Origin of the sequence: Mesorhizobium sp. LjRoot246 (assembly GCF_964254115.1) — a bacterium.
Lineage (GTDB): Bacteria > Pseudomonadota > Alphaproteobacteria > Rhizobiales > Rhizobiaceae > Mesorhizobium.
On record NZ_CAXUSN020000001.1, the window covers coordinates 4130840 to 4149201 of the forward strand.

The following is an 18362-nucleotide window of genomic DNA, read 5'->3' on the forward strand; positions in this document are numbered from 1 at the left end:
CATTGGAGCCGTATCGATGTTTGAAGCCCTGCAGCCCGCCCCCGCCGACAAGATCCTCGCCCTGATCGGCCTTTATCGCGCCGACCCGCGCCCCGACAAGGTCGACCTCGGCGTCGGCGTCTATAAGGATCGCGACGGCAAGACGCCGGTCATGCGCGCCGTGCGCGAAGCCGAAAAGCGGCTGCTGCAGGGCCAGGACACCAAGACCTATCTCGGCCTTGCCGGCGATACCGGCTTCAACACGGTCATGGCCAAGCTCGCCTTCGGTCCAGGCGCCGACATGACACGCATCCGCGCAGCACAGGCGCCCGGCGGCTCCGGCGCGCTGCGGCTGGTGGCGGAACTGCTTAAGCGGACACGCTCCGACGCGACCATCTGGCTGTCGGACCCGACCTGGCCGAACCACATGCCGGTGATGCGCGCCGCCGGCCTGCAGATCCGCGAATATCCCTATTTCGATGCGGCCTCGGGCGCCGTTCGTTTCGACGACATGCTGGCAGCGTTGCGGACGGCAAAGGGCGGCGACGTCGTGCTGCTGCATGGCTGCTGCCACAATCCGACCGGCGCCAATCTGGATGCGGCCCAGTGGGCAGCCGTTACCGATCTGGTCGTCGAGCGCGAGCTGCTGCCGTTCGTCGACATCGCCTATCAAGGCTTTGGCGATGGCCTCGAGGCCGACGCCCTCGGCTTGCGCCTGCTGGCGGCAAAAGTTCCGGAAATGGTCGTCGCGTCGAGCTGTTCGAAGAATTTCGCCGTCTACCGCGACCGCGTCGGCGCGGCGATGATCCTGGCCAAGGACGGCGCCCAGGCCGATGTCGCCATGAGCCAGATGTTGTCGGCGGCACGCGCCATGTATTCGATGCCGCCGGACCACGGGGCAGCAGCCGTACGCATCGTGCTCGAGGACGCCGCCTTGCGTGCGGACTGGGAAGCCGAGCTTGAGGAGATGCGGCTGCGCATGCTGAGACTCCGGGTCCAGTTCGCCGAGGCGCTGCGCCGGCAGTCCAACTCCGACCGCTTCGATTTCGTCGCCAGCCATCGCGGCATGTTTTCCCGCCTTGGCCTCACCGAAGCGCAGGTCGAACGGTTGCGGGCTGAGCACGGTATCTACATGGTCGGCGACAGCCGCATCAATGTCGCCGGCCTGCCCGAGGACGGCATGGACGAACTCGCCAAGGCGATCGTTTCGGTGCTCGACTGAGGCGGCTCACCTGTGGACAAGGCTCCCACGCTGGCTGACAGCGTTGGCCGCGCGGCCGGCCGCGAGATAGCATCCGCCCCATGACGCCATCAAAAGACATTTCCAGGCTGATCGAGATCATGGCGGCGCTGCGGGCGCCCAAGACCGGCTGCCCCTGGGACATCGAACAGGATTTCTCGACCATCGCGCCGTATACGATCGAGGAAGCCTACGAGGTGGCGGATGCCATCGCGCGCGGCGATCTCGACGATCTGCGCGACGAACTCGGCGATCTGCTGCTGCAGGTCGTCTACCACGCGCAGATGGCCGAGGAGGCCGGCGAGTTTGCCTTCCCTGACGTGGTGCAAGCCATCACGACGAAGATGATCCGCCGCCATCCGCATGTCTTCGGCGACGAAAAAGCGCGCAGCGCCGGCATGGCCAAGGGCATGTGGGAAAAGATCAAGGCCGAAGAGAAGGCTGAAAAGCGAAGCGCCCGCCTCGCCCGCGGTCTCGACCCCGAAGACAACGGCAAGGGGTTTCTGGACAGCGTGCCGGTCGCCCTGCCCGCGCTGACCCGGGCGCTGAAACTTCAGGAGAAGGCCGCCCGCGTCGGCTTCGACTGGAGCGAGGCGGCGCCCATCCTCGACAAGATCGAGGAGGAGATCGGCGAATTGCGCGAGGCGCTGGCCAAGGGTGACACGGCCTCGATCAAGGACGAGTTCGGCGACATGCTGTTTGCCGTCGTCAATCTCGGACGGCACCTCAAACTCGATTCGGAAGCAGCGTTGAGCGGCACCAACGAAAAATTCCGCTCACGCTTCCATTATGTCGAGCAGGCTTTGGAAAAAGCCGGCAACACGCTGGAAAAGGCTGATCTGGCTGAGATGGAAACGCTGTGGCAGGAAGCAAAAAAAGCGAAGTAGTCTCTCTTTTTGGGCAATTCCGGACGGAAAACCGCTACACACTTTTCCTGGAATTGCTCCGGGTTACCCGTTGTTTTTGCGACGCAATCTGCTTTCGATCTCTTCGCGAGCGTTTTGTGTGGCCTTGAGCGAGATGGTGGCGCTGCCGTCGTCATTGTCGGTTCGCGAAACAACATCGCCATTGCGATAAAGCCAGTCGACAAGACCGAACTGTACCGGTTCGATCGTCACTGTCAGGTCTTCGAGTTCGCCCGCCATCCGCGTTTCGATGATCGCCTTCAGCGCATCGATGCCCTCGCCGGTCACAGCCGACACAGCAATCGGCGGCGCCTTGCTGGCGTCGGCGCCATCTGCAAGCAGCCGGCTACGGTTGCCCTCATCGAGCCGGTCGATCTTGTTCCACACTTCGATCACACGCTTGGCGTCGCCTGCATCGACACCAAGATCGGCGAGGATGCGCTCCACATCTTCCGCTTGTGCCGCGGTGTCCGGATCGGAAATGTCGCGCAGGTGAAGCACGAGATCGGCCTCGACGACCTCTTCCAGCGTGGCGCGAAAAGCCGCGATCAGATGCGTCGGCAGATCCGAGATGAAACCCACCGTGTCGGAAAGGATGATCGGCGTGCCGTGCGGCAGGCGCACGCGGCGCAGCGTCGGGTCGAGCGTGGCGAACAGCATGTCCTGCGCCAGCACATCTGCTCCGGTCAGCCGGTTGAACAGCGTCGACTTGCCGGCATTGGTGTAGCCGACGATCGCCACCACCGGGAACGGCACCTTCCTGCGCTTGGCGCGGTGCAGGTCGCGGGTGCGCCGCACCGTTTCCAACTCCTGCTTCAGCTTGATGATCTTTTCCTGCAACTGCCGCCGGTCGGATTCGATCTGCGTTTCGCCGGGGCCGCCGAGGAAACCGGCGCCGCCGCGCTGGCGCTCAAGGTGGGTCCAGCTGCGCACGAGGCGGCCCTTCTGGTAGTTGAGATGGGCGAGCTCGACCTGCAGCGTGCCTTCCTTGGTGCGCGCGCGCTCGCCGAAGATTTCGAGGATCAGCCCGGTGCGGTCCAGCACCTTGGCGTTCAGCTCTTTCTCGAGATTGCGCTGCTGCACGGGGGTCAGCGGATGGTCGACGACGACCACTTCCGCATGTCCCTCTTTGACGATTTCGGCGAACTCGGCGACCTTGCCGCTGCCGAGCAGCGTCGCCGGGCGCGGATCGTTGACGGTCACCACCGCTGAGTGGATCAGATCGAGGTTGATGGCGCGGGCAAGGCCGACGGCCTCGTCGTGACGAGCATCGGCCGAACGCATCAGCCGGGGGCGGTTGGTCTCGTCGTCGTTGCGCTGGTGGCGGGTAAGGACGGGCACAATGACAACGGCCCGGGTCGGGCCGTTGGCTTCCGTCCCGGGATGATGCGCTGGCTTTCCGCGAACGGTGGCGTCCGCGTCTTTCTCACGTGCCAATCAGGCGCCCTGGCTTTCCTCGCCATCGAACATCTGAACCGGCTGGCTCGGCATGATCGTGGAAATAGCGTGCTTGTAGACGAGCTGGGAGTGACCGTCACGGCGCAGCAGGACACAGAAATTGTCGAACGAAGTGACCACGCCGGTCAGCTTCACGCCGTTGATGAGGAAGATGGTGAGCGGGTTCTTGCTCTTGCGAACTGAATTCAGGAACAGGTCCTGAAGGTTTTGCGATCGTTCCGCCATTGTTCTTGTCTTTCGCCGATCCCCTTCGGTTTGCAAGCCAATGCGCCAAATTAACGGGCGCATGTCAAGCTCGCAAACACCGTCTTGTCGTCAGTAACGACAAGCAGAACGAGATATATTGATGTTCATTCCACCTGTGCGGTTATCAGGCTGGACTTTTTTCCGCAATGTCAAAAAAGGCTTGCCGCAACGAAAGTGTTATTGAGCCGGGGTGCCCATTGGCGACTGGATCGCCGTCGATGGCTACGACCGGCATGGCGATCGTCGTTGCGGAACTGATGAACGCCTCGCGTGCCGCCTTGGCCTCGGCGACGGAAAAGCCGCGCTCCTCGATCTTCAGGCCGAGCTTGGCCGCCACTTCAAACAGGGTCGTGCGGGTGATGCCGCGCAGGATGCCGTGCTCGGCCGGCCTGGTGACCAGGACGCCATCCCGGGTGACGATCCAGGCATTGGACGAGCCGCCTTCCTTTACGTTACCTTCGCCGTCGACGAACCAGGCCTCCTGCGCACCGGCTTCCTTTGCCTTTTGCTTGGCCAATACATTGGGCAGCAGCCCGACGGTCTTGATGTCGACCCTGTCCCAACGATTTTCCGGCACGGTGATGACCGCGATGCCTGTCTCGGCTCGCTTTGCGCCTGCTGCGGGATCGGCTTTCCTGGCCGTGACCACCAGGGCCGATTTGGTGTCGGCGGAAGGGAAGACGAAGTCGCGGCTGGCTACGCCGCGCGTCACCTGGACATAGACCAGGCCATTGGCGACACGATTGCGGTTGACCACCTCGCGCAGGATCAACGGCAGCACGTGGGAGGTGACCGGCCAGGCGATCGACAATTCGGTCAGCGAACGGTTCAGCCGGGCCAGATGGCGCGGCATGTCGACGATGAAGCCACGCGCTACTTCGCAGACCTCATAGACACCGTCGGCGAACTGATAGCCGCGATCCTCGATATGCACGGCAGCGTCGGCGTGGGTGACATAGCGCCCGTTGACATAGGCAATGCGCGGCATTGGCGACCCCTCAGAAATTCTCGGGCTTTCTTATGCGATTCCGCGGCCGCCGTAACCGGCGAATGGTTGGACCACGCGCGGCTAAGTGGACGTCGCGCTCAGACGCCCAGCGACTTCAGTTTGCGGTGCAGAGCGGAGCGCTCCATGCCGATGAACTCGGCGGTTTTCGAGATGTTGCCGCCGAACCGGTTGATCTGGGCGATCAGATAGTCCTTCTCGAACTGCTCACGCGCCTCGCGCAGCGGCAGCGCCATGATGTGCTGGTCGGATTGATTCGGCGTGCGTGGCATGACATCGCCGATCTCGGCCGGCAAAAGGTCCGCGGTGATCGGCGCATCGACGTCGTCGCCGCGCGCCAGGATCATCAGGCGCTCGACATTGTTGCGCAGCTGGCGGACGTTGCCCGGCCAGTTGTGCGCCTGCAGCACGGCCAGCGCATCGTCGCCGATGCGGCGCGGCTTGATGCCGGCCTGACGGGCGATCTGCTTCATGAAATTGTCGACGAGATAGGGAATGTCCTCGCGCCGCTCGGCAAGCCCCGGCACCATGACCGGAACCACCGCCAGGCGATGATAAAGATCCTCGCGGAAACGCCCGTCGGCGATCATCGCCTCGAGGTTCTGCGAGGTCGAGGAGATGATGCGGACATCGACCTTGACCCGCTTGGTGCCCCCTACCCGCTCGAACTGCTGCTCGACCAGCACGCGCAGGATCTTGTTCTGCGTCTCGCGCGGCATGTCGGCCACTTCGTCGATGTAGAGGATGCCGCGATGAGCCTCCTCCAGCGCGCCGACCTTGCGCTCGACGCCGTTCGATTCGGTGCCGAACAGCTCGATCTCCATGCGCTCGGGCGTGATGTTGGCGGCGCTCAGCGTCACGAACGGTGCGTTCTTGCGCGCCGACAACGTGTGGATGGCACGCGCGGCCAGTTCCTTGCCCGAGCCCGACGGGCCGACGATCATCACGCGGCTGTTGGTCGGCGCGACGCGTTCGATGGTCTGTCGCAACTGGCTCATCGCCGAAGACATGCCGATCAGATCGAAGGTCTCGCCGCTGCGCAGCTTGAGGTCGGAAACCTCGCGCCGCAATTTCGAGGTCTCGAGCGCGCGCTCGGCAATAAGGATCAGCCTGTCTGCCTTGAACGGTTTCTCGATGAAATCATAGGCGCCGCGACGGATGGCTGAGACCGCCGTTTCGATGTTGCCGTGGCCGGAGATCATCACCACCGGCAAGGTTGGGTGCATGGTCTTGATCTCGTCGAGCAGCGCAAGCCCGTCCAGGCGCGAGCCCTGCAGCCAGATGTCGAGGAAAATCAGCCGCGGCGCCCTATCGGCGATCGCCGCCAACGCGCTGTCGGCATCGAATGCCGTGCGGGTTTCGTGACCTTCGTCGCTCAGGATGCCCGCGACGAGTTCACGGATGTCTTCCTCGTCATCGACGATGAGAATATCAGACGCCATTACCGACCTTTTCAGTTTCTCTTTCGTTTTCCGCCCTGCTTTCGCCGCGCGGAGCCGCGGCGGCCGCAGGCGGCAGGATGATGCTGATCATCGCGCCGCGCCCGTCGTGGAAGTCCGCGGGGGCATCATGAAGTTCCAGCCTGCCACCATGGTCTTCCACGATCTTCTTGACGATAGCGAGACCAAGCCCGGTGCCCTTCTCCCGCGTGGTCATATAGGGCTCGAGCAGCCGTTGGCGATTTTCGCGCGGCAGGCCTTTGCCATTGTCGATGACGTCGATGCGAATCGCGCCATTCTGGCGCCCGGCTTGAATCCGGATTATGCCGTGCGAACTGTCCTTCTGTTCCAAACCGTCGATCGCTTCGGCGGCGTTCTTGATCACATTGCCGAAAGCCTGCGCCATCAGCCGGCTGTCGAAGGTTCCCTTGAGCGGTTCGGTGCCGAAGATCCGCTCGAAGGTGATGTCGGAGCGGCTGACTTCGACCAGGAATGATGCCTCACGCAGCGATTCGCGCAGGTCGATGGCTTTCATCTCGGGCTTCGGCATGCGGGCGAATGCCGAGAATTCGTCGACCATGCGGCCGATGTCCTCGACTTGCCGGATGATGGTGTCGGTGCACTGGTCGAAGATCTCGCGGTCCTCGGTAATGACCTTGCCGTAGCGGCGTTTGATTCGCTCGGCCGAAAGCTGGATCGGCGTCAGCGGATTCTTGATCTCGTGGGCGATGCGCCGCGCCACGTCGGCCCAGGCCGAGGAGCGCTGTGCCTGGACCAGGTCGGTGATGTCGTCGACCGTCACGACATAGGATTTCTCCTCCGAGCCGTCGTCGCCGGCCTCGATGGTGATCTGCACGTTGAAGGTCCGCTCGGCGCCGGCGCGATAGAAGGTCACCTGCTCGCGGTAGACGGGCTTGCCGGACTTGCGGCCGATCTCGAAGACGCGGCCGACATGCGGCAGCACGGCGGAGAGGTTCTGCCCAAGGGCTGCGTTGGCGGAAATGGCCAGCATCGCCTCGGCCGAGCGGTTGACGATGGTGACGATACCATAGGGATCGACGCCGATGACGCCGGCGGTGACGCCGGCAAGCACGGCTTCCGAGAAGCGCCGCCTCTCGTCTATCAGGTCCTTGGCCGACAGGATCTCGTTGCGCTGCGATTTCAGTTCCAGCAACATCTTGTTGAACGTATCGCCGAGCGAGGCGACATCGCCGTCCGAGGGCCTGACGGGAACCGCGACGTCGAGATTGCCGGTCGCCACCTCGTCGGCGGCGCCGATAAGCTGGCGAATGGGCCGCACCAGACGGTCGGCGACCGCGATGCCGGTCCAGATCGCGGACAGGATGATGATCAGCGTCAGCGACAGATAGGGCAGCGCGAAGGCCACCTGCGAGGTGCGGCGGTTGTCTTCCAGCCCGCGATACTCGTCGGTGTTGGACCTGACGATCTGCCGCGCCTTGATCACCTCGGGATCGACGAGGCGAATGGTATAGAGATAGAGGCCTTCGATCTCGCGCAGCTTGACGATGGCGCCCATGATGTTGCGCGTTTTCGGCTCGATCAGCACCGGCTTGAAGTTCGCAGCGCTGGCCACGGCGCCTTCCGGCGGCTCGGGCATGGCGAAATCCGTATCGGTCTTGGCGCTCATGACGAACGAGCCGTCCGGCTTGATCAGCGCCGCATGGGCCAGCGAGCGGCCAACGGCTTCCTTGTTCATCAGGTCGAGAAAGCCAGTGCGATCAAGGCCGTAGAGCGTGCGCGACGCATCGAGGTCGTAGGCCATCGACAGCGTCGTGCCCTGAAGGTTGCGAGCATTTTCCTGGACGTAGGCGTCGGCGATCGACAGCGACGAATTGACGATCGTCTTGGTGCGGATTTCGAACCAGCGGTCGAGACCGATGTCGAGGGTGATCGAAGCGATGATGGCCACCATGATGGCGGGAATGGCGGCAACCAGAGCGAACATGGCGACGATACGCACATGCAGCCGCGACGCCGCCTTGCCATGCCGACGCGCCATCAGGATGCGGTGCACTTCACGTCCGACCAGCGCGATGAGGAACAGGACGAAAGCCGCATTGAGGGCAATCAGCGCCAGCGTCGTCGACTCGTTCGGCGTGATCGGCGTGGCGCCGACAAGGATGGTGAACGAGATCGCCGCCGTCACCAGTGCGCCCGCCACCGCGACCACGCCTGGCAGCGCCAGCAGCCGGCGCCCGTCACGCGTGCCGGGTTCGCTGAAAAGCGGTTGGTTTATCGTCGGTGCCTGTGGAGCCATGTCGCCGTCTAGAGCCATGATTGCGTCGGATGTATGCAACGCATTGTGGCGATTATGCAACAAGTGTGACCGAGACGGAAATCTTTCGCGAGCCGTCCCCCGAAAACAGGCCGAGCTTCAGATCAGGGCTCAGCCCTGCCGCGACGATTTGTAGACGTTGACGCCGAGTTCGCGGATCTTCTTGCGCAGCGTGTTGCGGTTCAGGCCCAGCAATTCCGCGGCCTTGATCTGGTTGCCGCGAGTTGCCGTCATCGAGGCCAGGACGAGCGGAAACTCGACCTCGGACAGGATGCGCTGATAAAGCCCGGCCGGCGGCAAATCGCCGGCAAACGAGGCGAAATAGCGCTGCAGGAAGTGCTCGACCGCCTGGCCGATCGACAGATCGTCGGGAATGAGATTGCCAACACCCGGCACCACCGGACGTTCGCCGGTCTTGAGTTCCGCCTCGATGATCTCGGCGGAAATCTCGTCCTGCGAATAGAGCGCGGCGAGCCGGCGAACGAGATTTTCCAGTTCGCGCACATTGCCCGGCCAGGGATAGCGCTTCATCAGCTCGATGCCGCCGGACGAGATGCGCTTGGTCTGCAGGCCTTCCATCTCGCCGAGCTTGAAGAAGTGACGGACAAGGTCGGGCACGTCCTCGGAGCGCTCGCGCAACGCCGGCAGCCTGAGCGGCACGACGTTGAGGCGATAGAACAGATCCTCGCGGAAAAGCCCCTGGTTGATCAGCGTGCGCAGATCCTTGTTGGTGGCGGCGACGATGCGCACGTCGGTCTTGATCGGCGTGCGTCCGCCGACCGTCGTGTATTCGCCCTGCTGCAGGACGCGCAGCAGGCGCGTCTGCGCCTCCATCGGCATGTCGCCGATCTCGTCGAGGAACAACGTACCGCCCTCGGCCTGCTCGAAGCGCCCGGTCGAGCGGTTCTGCGCGCCGGTGAAGGCACCCTTCTCGTGGCCGAACAGTTCCGATTCGATGAGGTCGCGCGGGATCGCCGCCATGTTGATGGCAACGAACGGCCCGCCACGGCGGCGGCCATATTCATGCAGCGCGCGCGCCACCAGTTCCTTGCCGGTGCCGGATTCGCCCGAGATCATCACCGTCAGGTCGGTCTGCATCATGCGCGCCAGCATGCGGTAGATGTCCTGCATGGCGGCCGAGCGGCCGACCAGCGGCATCGCGTCTGGCTGCTCTTCCGGTCGCGCGTCGATCTTCGGCCGACGTGGCTCGGAAAGCGCCCGGTTGACGATGTTGAGCAGCTCGGTCAGATCGAACGGCTTCGGCAAATATTCATAGGCGCCGGTTTCGGATGCGCGGATCGCCGTCATGAAGGTGTTCTGCGCGCTCATGACGATGACCGGCAGTTCCGGCCGCGCCTTCTTGATGCGCGGCAGCATGTCGAAGGCGTTTTCGTCCGGCATGACCACATCGGTGATGACCAGGTCGCCCTCGCCCGCCGCCACCCAGCGCCACAGCGTCGAAGCGTTTGAGGTGACGCGCACCTCGTGGCCGACACGCGAAAGCGCCTGGTTGAGGACGGTGCGGATCGCCGCATCGTCGTCGGCGACGAGAATATTGCCGCGAACGGTCATTTGCGATCTCCTTCACCGTCTTCTTCGGCGCCGTATGGTGTTTCTTTCCAGGCCGGCATCAGGATGCGGAATGTGGTTCCGCGCGGCGTCGATTCGCATTCGATGATGCCGCCATGCTCGCCAACGATCTTGGCGACCAGCGCCAGCCCCAGCCCAGAGCCGTTCGGCTTGGTGGTGATGAACGGGTCGAACAGGATCGGCAAAATATCTTCCGAGACGCCAGAGCCATTGTCGCGCACGCAGAACTCCAGCGGCAGCGACACGCGATCCTGCGTACCCGGAACGGAAACGCGGATGCCCGGCCGGAAGGCGGTCGACAGCACAATCTCGCCCTGCGGGTCGCCGCCGATCGCCTCGGCGGCATTCTTGACCAGGTTGAGGAACACCTGGATGAGCTGGTCACGATTAGCAAACACCGGAGGCAATGAAGGATCATAATCCTCCATTATCTTGATTCTCTTGGCAAAACCGTTCTTGGCAATTGCCTTCACATGGTCGAGCACGACATGGATGTTGACGGGATAACGGTCGATCGGCCGCTCGTCGGAAAACACCTCCATGCGATCGACCAGCGACACGATGCGATCGGTCTCGTCGGTGATCAGCCGCGTGAGCGCGCGGTCCTCGTCGGAAGCCGACAGTTCGAGCAGTTGGGCAGCGCCCCTTATGCCGGAGAGCGGGTTCTTGATCTCATGGGCAAGCATCGCCGCCAGGCCGGTGACCGAGCGCGCCGCCCCCCGATGCGTCATCTGCCGGTCGATCTTGTCGGCCATCGACCGTTCCTGGAACATCACCACGACGGAGCCCGGATATTCCGGCACCGGGGCGACGTAGAGATCGACGACCTTCTCGATGCCGAGGCGCGGCGACGATACGTCGACCCGGTACTCGTTGACCGGAGCCCGACGCTCGCGCACCTGATCAACCAGCGTCAGCAGCGGGCTGCCGAAGGGAATGAGCTTGGACAGCGTGTTACGCGCCAGCATGGTCGCGCTCGAGCGAAAGAAGTCTTCCGCGTCGGCGTTGGCGTAGGTGATGAACCCTTCCTCGCTGATCATGATCACCGGGCGGCGGATGGTGTTGAGCACGATCTGGGCGGCATCCGCCATTTCGGTGCCCTGGCCAGCGGCGGCGTTCATGCGGCGCTCCGCAGGTTCAAGGATTGCGGATCGCGCGAAAACACATCGCGCAGCAAGGCAATGACGGGCGCGGGTTCGAATGCGGTCAGTATGGCCTTTCGGCCGTCGTCGGTGGCACCGCCGGCATGGCGATCGAGATACCAGCCAAGATGCTTGCGCGCCTGGCGCAGGCCACTCTCGACGCCGTAGAGCGCCAGCATGTCCTCATAGTGGGCCACGATGTAGTCGGCCAGCGCCGTCGAGCCCTGCGGAATGTTTGGCGTCGCCTCGCCTGCCGCTGCAGCCGCAATGCCGCCTGCGATCCAGGGCGCGCCATAGTGGGCGCGACCGATCATCACCGCGTCGGCCCCCGATTGAACGAGGATAGCAGCCGCTTCCGCTGGCGAAGAAACGTCGCCGTTGGCGACGACGGGGATGGACACGGCTTCCTTGACCCGGGCGATGGCACGCCAGTCGGCCTTGCCTTGGTAGAACTGGCAGCGCGTGCGGCCGTGCACGGTCACCATCCTGACGCCGGCCTGCTCGGCGCGGCGCGCCAGCATCGGCGCGTTGAGCGCGCCCTCGTCCCAGCCGAGCCGCATCTTGACAGTCACCGGCACCTCGACCGCGCCGACAACAGCGTCGATCAGCGACAGTGCGTGGTCGAGATCCAGCATCAATGCCGAGCCGGCATAGCCGCCGGTGACCTTCTTGGCCGGGCAGCCCATGTTGATGTCGATGATGTCGGCGCCTTCGCCGGCGGCGATTCTGGCACCTTCGGCCATGTGCGCCGCCTCGCGGCCCGCAAGCTGGACCATATGGACCGGCAGGCCGGAATGGCGTATGCGCAGGTTGAAACCGGCCCTGCCTCTGGCAAGCTCGCCGCTGGCCACCATTTCGGACACGACCAGACCCGCGCCATGCGCGTGGGCGCGCTGCCGGAACGGCTCGTCAGTAATTCCCGACATCGGCGCGAGGAACACGCGATTGCGGATTCTCACGCCGCCGACGTCAAGCGGCGCGGCCAATTTGGTCAAGTTAACCATGCACAAAAACCAAGCATCTTCATTCGCTGCACATTCTCTAGCCAGAACCGCCGCAATGTGCAACGCGGAATGACGCCACATTAAGGCGCAATTGGGAAAATGCTGGCCTTCGCCTATGGCCGCGACCAAAGCGCCGCGCGTCCCTCAGGACGCGCAAAGGACGCTTTGGAACTTCATATTTGGCGCACGATCTTTTCCGAAACCGATTACACTTTTCGGGATCGTGCGCTAAGCCAATCTGCGATGACTGACGCAAGTGAAAATCACGTTTCGAGTGCGGATGGCAAGGTCGCGGTGGTGATCGTTGCGGCTGGCCGTGGCGCGCGCGCCGGACAAGCCAGCGGCCCGAAGCAATATCAACCCATTGGCGGCTATGCCGTCATCGCGCACACGCTGGACATTTTTCTGGCCCACCCGCGAACCGGCGAGATCGTTGTCGCCATTCACGCCGACGACCATGAGATGTTCCGGCAAGCAGCGGGTGCCAACGCCGAGCGGGTCACCGCTGTCATTGGTGGGGCAACCAGGCAGGAGTCCGTCAGGCTCGGGCTGCTTGCCCTGAGAGGCCACGCACCAGGGCAGGTTCTGATCCACGACGCGGTCCGCCCGTTTGTCGATGCGGATTTGATCGACCGCACCATCGCCGCCATCGGCGAACGCGAGGGCGCGTTGCCTGCCCTGCCCGTCGCCGACACGCTGAAGCGCGAGTCGGCTTCCGGCGTGGTCGGCGAAACCGTTTCCCGCAGCGGGCTTCACGCGGCGCAGACGCCACAGGGCTTTCCGTTCTGGCCCATCCTAGCCGCGCATGAGAAAGCCCATCATCTGGGAAAAATGGATTTTACCGACGACGCCGCGATCGCCGAATGGGCGCATATTCCGGTCAGGATCGTTCCGGGCTCGCCGGACAATGTCAAACTCACCTGGGCACGGGATATTGCGATGGCGGACCAGCGGCTTACCGGCGAACGCGTGCGCTTTCCCGACATCAGAACCGGCAATGGTTACGACGTCCACGCTTTCGAACCGGGCGACCATGTCACGCTGTGCGGGGTCGCGATTCCGCACGACAAGAAACTGTCCGGCCATTCAGACGCCGATGTCGGCCTGCACGCCTTGACCGATGCGCTGCTGGCGACCTGCGGCGCCGGCGACATCGGCACGCATTTCCCGCCATCCGATCCGCAGTGGAAAGGCGCTGCGTCCCGCATATTCGTCGAACATGCGGCAAGGCTGGTGCGCGAGCGCGGCGGTCGCATCGCCAATGCCGATATCACGCTGATTTGCGAGGCGCCGCGTGTCGGGCCGCATCGCGAGGCGATGACCGCAGCCCTGTCGCAGATGCTGGCAATTTCACCGGAGCGCATCTCGATTAAGGCGACAACGAATGAAAAGCTCGGCTTTATCGGGCGCGAGGAAGGCATTGCGGCGATCGCCACCGCCAGCGTGGTGTTTCCCGGCGAGGTGCCGGAATGACTAACAGCGATCTGGCGAACGCCCTGCTGCAGGCCTGCCGGAAGCGCGGCATCATGCTGGCAACGGCGGAAAGCTGCACCGGCGGCATGATCATCGCCGCCCTCACCGACATCGCCGGCTCGTCCGCCGTGGTCGATCGCGGTTTCATCACCTATTCCAACGAAGCCAAGATGGACATGCTCGGTGTTTCCATCGCTACACTCGAGGCGCATGGCGCGGTTTCGCGCGAGACGGCGATCGAGATGGCAAAGGGCGCGCTGACGCGTTCTCGCGCGGGGCTGACACTGGCGGTCACCGGGATCGCCGGACCCGGCGGCGGTTCGGCGGACAAACCTGTCGGCCTGGTCTGGTTCGGGGTTGCGCTGGCAGACCGACCGATTGTCGCCGAGCGCCAGCTCTTTGCAGACAAAGGCCGCGATTTCATTCGTCGCGAAACGGTCAAGCACGCGCTGGAGCTGGGCCTGCAAGCGCTCGGATAGGGGTACAAAACGTCGCGCCGACCGACTCGAAAGCTAGATTTGCGATTGCGCTTTCGATTCCGGGTTGCTTTGCCCCAAGCGTGGCTCTGTCCCAGCCAGCAGCCGCTGAATGTTGGCACGATGGCGCACAACCACGTAGATGCTGCCTGCAATCACCAGCAACCGATAGGGCAACGGTTGCTCCAGGCCGCAGATGAGGGCGATCGCGGTCAATGCCGCGACCATCGAACTCAGGGAAACTATCCGAGACATAGCCAGCACAGCACCAAAAACCGCCGCAGCACCCACACCCACCGGCCAAGACAGAGCCAGCAACACGCCGAGCCCCGTCGCAGCGGATTTGCCGCCTGTGAAATTCAACCAGATCGAACGGCCATGCCCCAACAACACGGTAAGTCCTGCCAGGCTAACAGCCCAAGGCACCCAGGTTTGCGGATCAAGCAGGGTCGATGGCGTGACCGACGGCAATGTGGTGAACCAGGGATAAAACCAGCGGGCAAAGACGATCGCCGCCGCGCCTTTCAGCATATCCACCAGCAACACAACCAACGCAGGCCATTTTCCCAGGGTCCGCAAGACGTTCGTTGCCCCGGTGGATTTTGAGCCATGCTCCCGGATATCGATGCCCTGGAGTAGTTTCCCCGCCAGATAGCCCGTGGGCGTGGAACCGAAGAGATAGGCGATCGCCAATCCAACTCCGCTTGCTATCCAGAAAAGCATGCGCAGGGCCTCAAGCCGGTTTTGCACCGTAGATGACGTCGGCGCGCTTCTCGAAAGCCTCGGCGAACATGCGGAAGGCGCGGTCGAACATGGTTCCCATCACCGCACCGAGAATGCGGCTTTTGAACTCGTAGTCGATGAAGAAGCGGACGGTGCAGCCGGCGCCGTCGGGTTCGAAACGCCAGACATTGCTCAGATATTTGAACGGGCCATCGATGTATTTCACGTCGATGGTGTTCTCGTCGGGCTTCAGCAGCACCTGCGTCGTGAAGGTTTCGCGGATCGCCTTGTAGCCGATGCTCATGTCGGCAAGGAGAACCGTACGCCCGTCACGCTCCTTGCGCGAGCGGACCGTCAACGCTTCGCAAAGCGGCAGGAATTGCGGATAGGCCTCGATATCGGCAACCAGTGCAAACATCTGCTGCGGCGTGTGGGCAACTCTGCGGGTGGCTTCGAATTTTGGCATGAAACCAGCTAGTTAAGCTGATTTCTTGAGAAGCGCTTCCCGCGCCGCGCGCAACCGGGCGAAATCGTCGCCGGCGTGATGCGACGAACGCGTCAGCGGGCTCGACGCCACCAGCAGGAAGCCCTTGGTCCGGCCGATCGTCTCGAAGGACTTGAACTCCTCCGGCGTGACGAAGCGGATTACCGGATGGTGCTTCTTCGACGGCTGCAGGTACTGGCCGATGGTCATGAAGTCGACATTGGCCGAACGCAGATCGTCCATCAGCTGCAGGATTTCGTTCCGCTCTTCGCCGAGACCCACCATGATGCCGGATTTGGTGAAGATCGACGGGTCGAGCTCCTTGACCCGCTGCAGCAGCCGGATCGAATGGAAATAGCGGGCGCCCGGACGAACGGTCAGATAGTTCGAAGGCACGGTCTCCAGATTGTGGTTGAAGACGTCGGGTTTGGCCGCCACGACGATCTCCAGCGCGCCGTCCTTGCGCAGGAAGTCCGGTGTCAGGATTTCGATCGTCGTCGATGGCGTTGCCGCCCGGATGGCGCGGATGACTTCGGCGAAATGCCGCGCACCGCCATCGGCGAGATCGTCGCGGTCGACCGAAGTGATGACAACGTGGCTGAGCCCCATCTGCTTGACCGCATGCGCAACGCGGGCCGGCTCATCGGGGTCAAGAGCGGTTGGAATGCCGGTGGCGACGTTGCAGAAGGCGCAGGCGCGCGTGCAGATTTCGCCCATGATCATGAAGGTGGCGTGCTTCTTCTCCCAGCACTCGCCAATGTTGGGACAGCCGGCCTCTTCGCAGACCGTCACCAGCTTGTGCGATTTGACGATTTCGCGCGTCTCGGCATAGCCCTTCGACATCGGCGCCTTGACGCGGATCCAGTCGGGCTTGCGCAGCACGTCCTGATCGGGCTTGTGCGCCTTTTCCGGATGCCGCAAGCGCGGAGCGTTGGCAATCGTATCGAGGACAGTGACCATCGGGAAACCTGGTTCATTCGCGACCGCCAGTCAGGCGTTCGCTGTCATAAGTTCATCTAAGACTTTTCAGCGCAAAGAAAAAGGCCGCAGCGGCGCATGCCGCGACAGCCTTTTTCGCATAGCAACTCATCAGTGATGTCAACGGCGCACCAGGCGTCCCACCCAGATCAGCAGGCAGGCGCCGATAAAGCCGGTGATCAGATAGGCAATCCAGCCGACGCCGAACGGGCCGAAATTGAGAGCCTGCAGAATGGCGTTCAGCACGATCGCGCCGACGATGCCCATAACGATGTTCATGAGGATGCCGGTGTTGCTCTTCATGAACATTTCGGCCAGCCAGCCCGCCAGACCGCCGATGATGATGGCTGCTATCCAGCCGACGCCATTCAAGTGCATATGCCTTCTCCTTGTGTGATGGGTGAAAACGCATCCGCAAACGAACTGCCTTGCCGCCGGTTTCCATCTGTACCAGCGCTTTCAATTTATCACGCGTTGAGCGCGCGGCCATAGGCGTCGAGCACGCTTTCCTTCATCATCTCCGACAGCGTCGGGTGCGGGAAAATGGTGTGCATCAGCTCTTCCTCGGTCGTCTCCAGGTTCATCGCCACGACAAAGCCCTGGATCAGCTCGGTCACTTCGGCGCCGACCATATGGGCACCGAGCAGCTGACCGGTCTTCTTGTCGAAGATGGTCTTGATGAAGCCCTGGTCCTCGCCGAGCGCGATGGCCTTGCCATTGGCGGCGAACTGGAAGCGCCCGACCCGGATGTCCTTGCCCTCGGCCTTGGCCTTGGCTTCCGTCAGGCCAACGGAGGCGACCTGCGGGTTGCAGTAGGTGCAGCCGGGAATCTTGAGCTTGTCGGTGGCATGCACACCGGGAAAATCAGCGATCTTTTCGATGCACACGACGCCCTCGTGTTCGGCCTTGTGGGCGAGCATCGGCGGGCCTGCGACATCGCCGATGGCGTAAATGCCCGGCACATTGGTTTTGCCGTAACCGTCGATGACGATGCAGCCGCGATCCGTCTTTACGCCGAGCGCTTCAAGCCCGAGGTTCTCGATGTTGCCCTGCACGCCTATGGCCGAGATCATGCGGTCGGCGGTGATCTTCTCGACCTTGCCGTCCTTCATCTCGACATGCGCGGTGACCGAGTTTGCACCCTTCTCGACCTTAATCACCTTGGCTTCGAGAATGATCTTCATGCCTTGCTTCTCGAACTGCTTTTGCGCGAATTTCGAGACTTCGGCGTCCTCGACCGGCATCACCGCCGGCAGCAGTTCGACCACAGTCACGTCGGCACCCATGGTGCGATAGAAAGAAGCGAATTCGATGCCGATGGCGCCTGATCCCATGACCAGCAGCGACTTCGGCATCTCCTTAGGCACCATGGCCTCGAAATAGGTCCAGATCAGTTTGCCGTCCGGTTCAATGCCCGGCAGTGCGCGCGGCCGGGCACCGGTCGCCAGGATGATGTGCTTGGCGGTATAGGTGCCCTCGCCCTTGACGCCTTTCGGCACTGGCGGCTGCGGCTCCATCGGCTTCTTGGCCGTCTTGGAGACGACGATCTCACCGGGCTTCGAGAGCTTGGCTTCGCCCCAGATCACGTCGACCTTGTTCTTCTTCATCAGGAAGGCAACGCCGCCATTGAGCCGCAGCGACACCTTGCGCGAGCGGTCGACCACGGCCGCTGCGTCGGCGCTGACCTTGCCGTCGAGCTTCAGCCCGTAATCCTTCAGATGATCCGAATAATGCATGATCTCGGCCGAGCGCAGCAACGCCTTGGTCGGGATGCAGCCCCAGTTGAGACAGATGCCGCCGAGATGTTCGCGTTCGACGATCGCCGTCTTGAAGCCGAGTTGGGCGGAACGCACAGCCGTGACGTAGCCGCCAGGGCCGGAGCCGATGATGATGACGTCGTAGGATTCAGCCATTTTGGGGTCC

At 62.9% G+C, this 18362-nt stretch carries 17 protein-coding genes; 4 read left to right on the forward strand and 13 right to left on the reverse strand.

Annotation, left to right across the window (positions count from 1 at the left end):
• Positions 1 to 16: 16 nt before the first annotated feature.
• Entirely contained in the window at positions 17 to 1201 is a 1185-nt protein-coding gene (locus tag ACSQ3L_RS20050; protein WP_436161521.1) for an aromatic amino acid transaminase, read from the forward strand.
• Between the two features lie 80 nt (positions 1202 to 1281).
• Entirely contained in the window at positions 1282 to 2106 is an 825-nt protein-coding gene (mazG, locus tag ACSQ3L_RS20055; protein ID WP_436161522.1) for a nucleoside triphosphate pyrophosphohydrolase, read from the forward strand.
• Between the two features lie 63 nt (positions 2107 to 2169).
• Here the strand turns inward: mazG and hflX are convergent, their stop codons facing one another.
• From hflX to dusB, 8 genes are all read right to left on the reverse strand, one after another.
• Positions 2170 to 3561 carry a GTPase HflX gene (gene hflX / locus ACSQ3L_RS20060; RefSeq protein ID WP_436161523.1) on the reverse strand — a complete coding sequence of 464 codons (1392 nt, stop codon included), beginning with the start codon at positions 3559 to 3561 and terminating at the stop codon, positions 2170 to 2172.
• The gene (gene hfq / locus ACSQ3L_RS20065) at positions 3562 to 3807 is read right to left on the reverse strand and encodes an RNA chaperone Hfq (protein ID WP_006202172.1); all 246 of its coding nucleotides are present in this window, start codon (positions 3805 to 3807) and stop codon (positions 3562 to 3564) included.
• A gap of 145 nt (positions 3808 to 3952) precedes the next feature.
• A complete protein-coding gene (locus ACSQ3L_RS20070) occupies positions 3953 to 4816 on the reverse strand; it encodes a D-amino-acid transaminase (protein WP_436161524.1) in 864 nt (287 codons plus the stop codon).
• 98 nt (positions 4817 to 4914) lie between these two features.
• On the reverse strand, positions 4915 to 6276 hold the full coding sequence (gene ntrX / locus ACSQ3L_RS20075) for a nitrogen assimilation response regulator NtrX (RefSeq protein WP_436161525.1): 1362 nt from the start codon (positions 6274 to 6276) through the stop codon (positions 4915 to 4917).
• Complete coding sequence (locus ACSQ3L_RS20080) at positions 6266 to 8551, reverse strand: ATP-binding protein (protein WP_436161526.1); 2286 nt, start codon at positions 8549 to 8551, stop codon at positions 6266 to 6268. Before ACSQ3L_RS20080 ends, ntrX begins: the two co-directional genes overlap by 11 nt.
• 129 nt (positions 8552 to 8680) lie before the next feature.
• A complete protein-coding gene (ntrC, locus tag ACSQ3L_RS20085; RefSeq protein WP_292185595.1) occupies positions 8681 to 10141 on the reverse strand; it encodes a nitrogen regulation protein NR(I) in 1461 nt (486 codons plus the stop codon).
• Positions 10138 to 11280, reverse strand: coding sequence for a two-component system sensor histidine kinase NtrB (locus ACSQ3L_RS20090; RefSeq protein WP_436161527.1), 1143 nt, complete (start codon positions 11278 to 11280; stop codon positions 10138 to 10140). Before ACSQ3L_RS20090 ends, ntrC begins: the two co-directional genes overlap by 4 nt.
• On the reverse strand, positions 11277 to 12305 hold the full coding sequence (gene dusB, locus ACSQ3L_RS20095; RefSeq protein ID WP_436161528.1) for a tRNA dihydrouridine synthase DusB: 1029 nt from the start codon (positions 12303 to 12305) through the stop codon (positions 11277 to 11279). Before dusB ends, ACSQ3L_RS20090 begins: the two co-directional genes overlap by 4 nt.
• Positions 12306 to 12548: 243 nt before the next feature.
• Between dusB and ACSQ3L_RS20100 the strand changes: the two genes are divergently transcribed.
• Entirely contained in the window at positions 12549 to 13778 is a 1230-nt protein-coding gene (locus tag ACSQ3L_RS20100; protein ID WP_436161529.1) for a bifunctional 2-C-methyl-D-erythritol 4-phosphate cytidylyltransferase/2-C-methyl-D-erythritol 2,4-cyclodiphosphate synthase, read from the forward strand.
• Complete coding sequence (locus ACSQ3L_RS20105) at positions 13775 to 14257, forward strand: CinA family protein (protein ID WP_436161530.1); 483 nt, start codon at positions 13775 to 13777, stop codon at positions 14255 to 14257. Before ACSQ3L_RS20100 ends, ACSQ3L_RS20105 begins: the two co-directional genes overlap by 4 nt.
• A gap of 33 nt (positions 14258 to 14290) precedes the next feature.
• Here the strand turns inward: ACSQ3L_RS20105 and plsY are convergent, their stop codons facing one another.
• The 5 genes from plsY to lpdA form a co-directional block, all read right to left on the reverse strand.
• Positions 14291 to 14977, reverse strand: a complete 687-nt coding sequence (plsY, locus tag ACSQ3L_RS20110; protein WP_436161531.1) for a glycerol-3-phosphate 1-O-acyltransferase PlsY — start codon at positions 14975 to 14977, stop codon at positions 14291 to 14293.
• A 10-nt stretch (positions 14978 to 14987) separates the two neighbouring features.
• Positions 14988 to 15443, reverse strand: a complete 456-nt coding sequence (locus ACSQ3L_RS20115) for a type II toxin-antitoxin system RatA family toxin (RefSeq protein WP_292185578.1) — start codon at positions 15441 to 15443, stop codon at positions 14988 to 14990.
• A 12-nt stretch (positions 15444 to 15455) separates the two neighbouring features.
• Positions 15456 to 16421, reverse strand: a complete 966-nt coding sequence (gene lipA, locus ACSQ3L_RS20120) for a lipoyl synthase (protein ID WP_436161532.1) — start codon at positions 16419 to 16421, stop codon at positions 15456 to 15458.
• Between the two features lie 138 nt (positions 16422 to 16559).
• On the reverse strand, positions 16560 to 16817 hold the full coding sequence (locus tag ACSQ3L_RS20125; RefSeq protein WP_436161533.1) for a GlsB/YeaQ/YmgE family stress response membrane protein: 258 nt from the start codon (positions 16815 to 16817) through the stop codon (positions 16560 to 16562).
• 89 nt (positions 16818 to 16906) lie between these two features.
• On the reverse strand, positions 16907 to 18352 hold the full coding sequence (gene lpdA, locus ACSQ3L_RS20130) for a dihydrolipoyl dehydrogenase (RefSeq protein ID WP_436161534.1): 1446 nt from the start codon (positions 18350 to 18352) through the stop codon (positions 16907 to 16909).
• Between the last annotated feature and the right edge of the window lie 10 nt (positions 18353 to 18362).

Coding starts and splice junctions, on each gene's coding strand:
- ACSQ3L_RS20050 (WP_436161521.1), top strand. CDS start 17: ATGTTTGAAGCCCTGCAGCCCGCCCCCGCCGACAAGATCCTCGCCCTG.
- mazG (WP_436161522.1), top strand. CDS start 1,282: ATGACGCCATCAAAAGACATTTCCAGGCTGATCGAGATCATGGCGGCG.
- hfq (WP_006202172.1), bottom strand. CDS start 3,807: ATGGCGGAACGATCGCAAAACCTTCAGGACCTGTTCCTGAATTCAGTT.
- ACSQ3L_RS20070 (WP_436161524.1), bottom strand. CDS start 4,816: ATGCCGCGCATTGCCTATGTCAACGGGCGCTATGTCACCCACGCCGAC.
- ntrX (WP_436161525.1), bottom strand. CDS start 6,276: ATGGCGTCTGATATTCTCATCGTCGATGACGAGGAAGACATCCGTGAA.
- ACSQ3L_RS20080 (WP_436161526.1), bottom strand. CDS start 8,551: ATGGCTCCACAGGCACCGACGATAAACCAACCGCTTTTCAGCGAACCC.
- ntrC (WP_292185595.1), bottom strand. CDS start 10,141: ATGACCGTTCGCGGCAATATTCTCGTCGCCGACGACGATGCGGCGATC.
- ACSQ3L_RS20090 (WP_436161527.1), bottom strand. CDS start 11,280: ATGAACGCCGCCGCTGGCCAGGGCACCGAAATGGCGGATGCCGCCCAG.
- dusB (WP_436161528.1), bottom strand. CDS start 12,305: ATGGTTAACTTGACCAAATTGGCCGCGCCGCTTGACGTCGGCGGCGTG.
- ACSQ3L_RS20100 (WP_436161529.1), top strand. CDS start 12,549: ATGACTGACGCAAGTGAAAATCACGTTTCGAGTGCGGATGGCAAGGTC.
- ACSQ3L_RS20105 (WP_436161530.1), top strand. CDS start 13,775: ATGACTAACAGCGATCTGGCGAACGCCCTGCTGCAGGCCTGCCGGAAG.
- plsY (WP_436161531.1), bottom strand. CDS start 14,977: ATGCTTTTCTGGATAGCAAGCGGAGTTGGATTGGCGATCGCCTATCTC.
- ACSQ3L_RS20115 (WP_292185578.1), bottom strand. CDS start 15,443: ATGCCAAAATTCGAAGCCACCCGCAGAGTTGCCCACACGCCGCAGCAG.
- lipA (WP_436161532.1), bottom strand. CDS start 16,421: ATGGTCACTGTCCTCGATACGATTGCCAACGCTCCGCGCTTGCGGCAT.
- ACSQ3L_RS20125 (WP_436161533.1), bottom strand. CDS start 16,817: ATGCACTTGAATGGCGTCGGCTGGATAGCAGCCATCATCATCGGCGGT.
- lpdA (WP_436161534.1), bottom strand. CDS start 18,352: ATGGCTGAATCCTACGACGTCATCATCATCGGCTCCGGCCCTGGCGGC.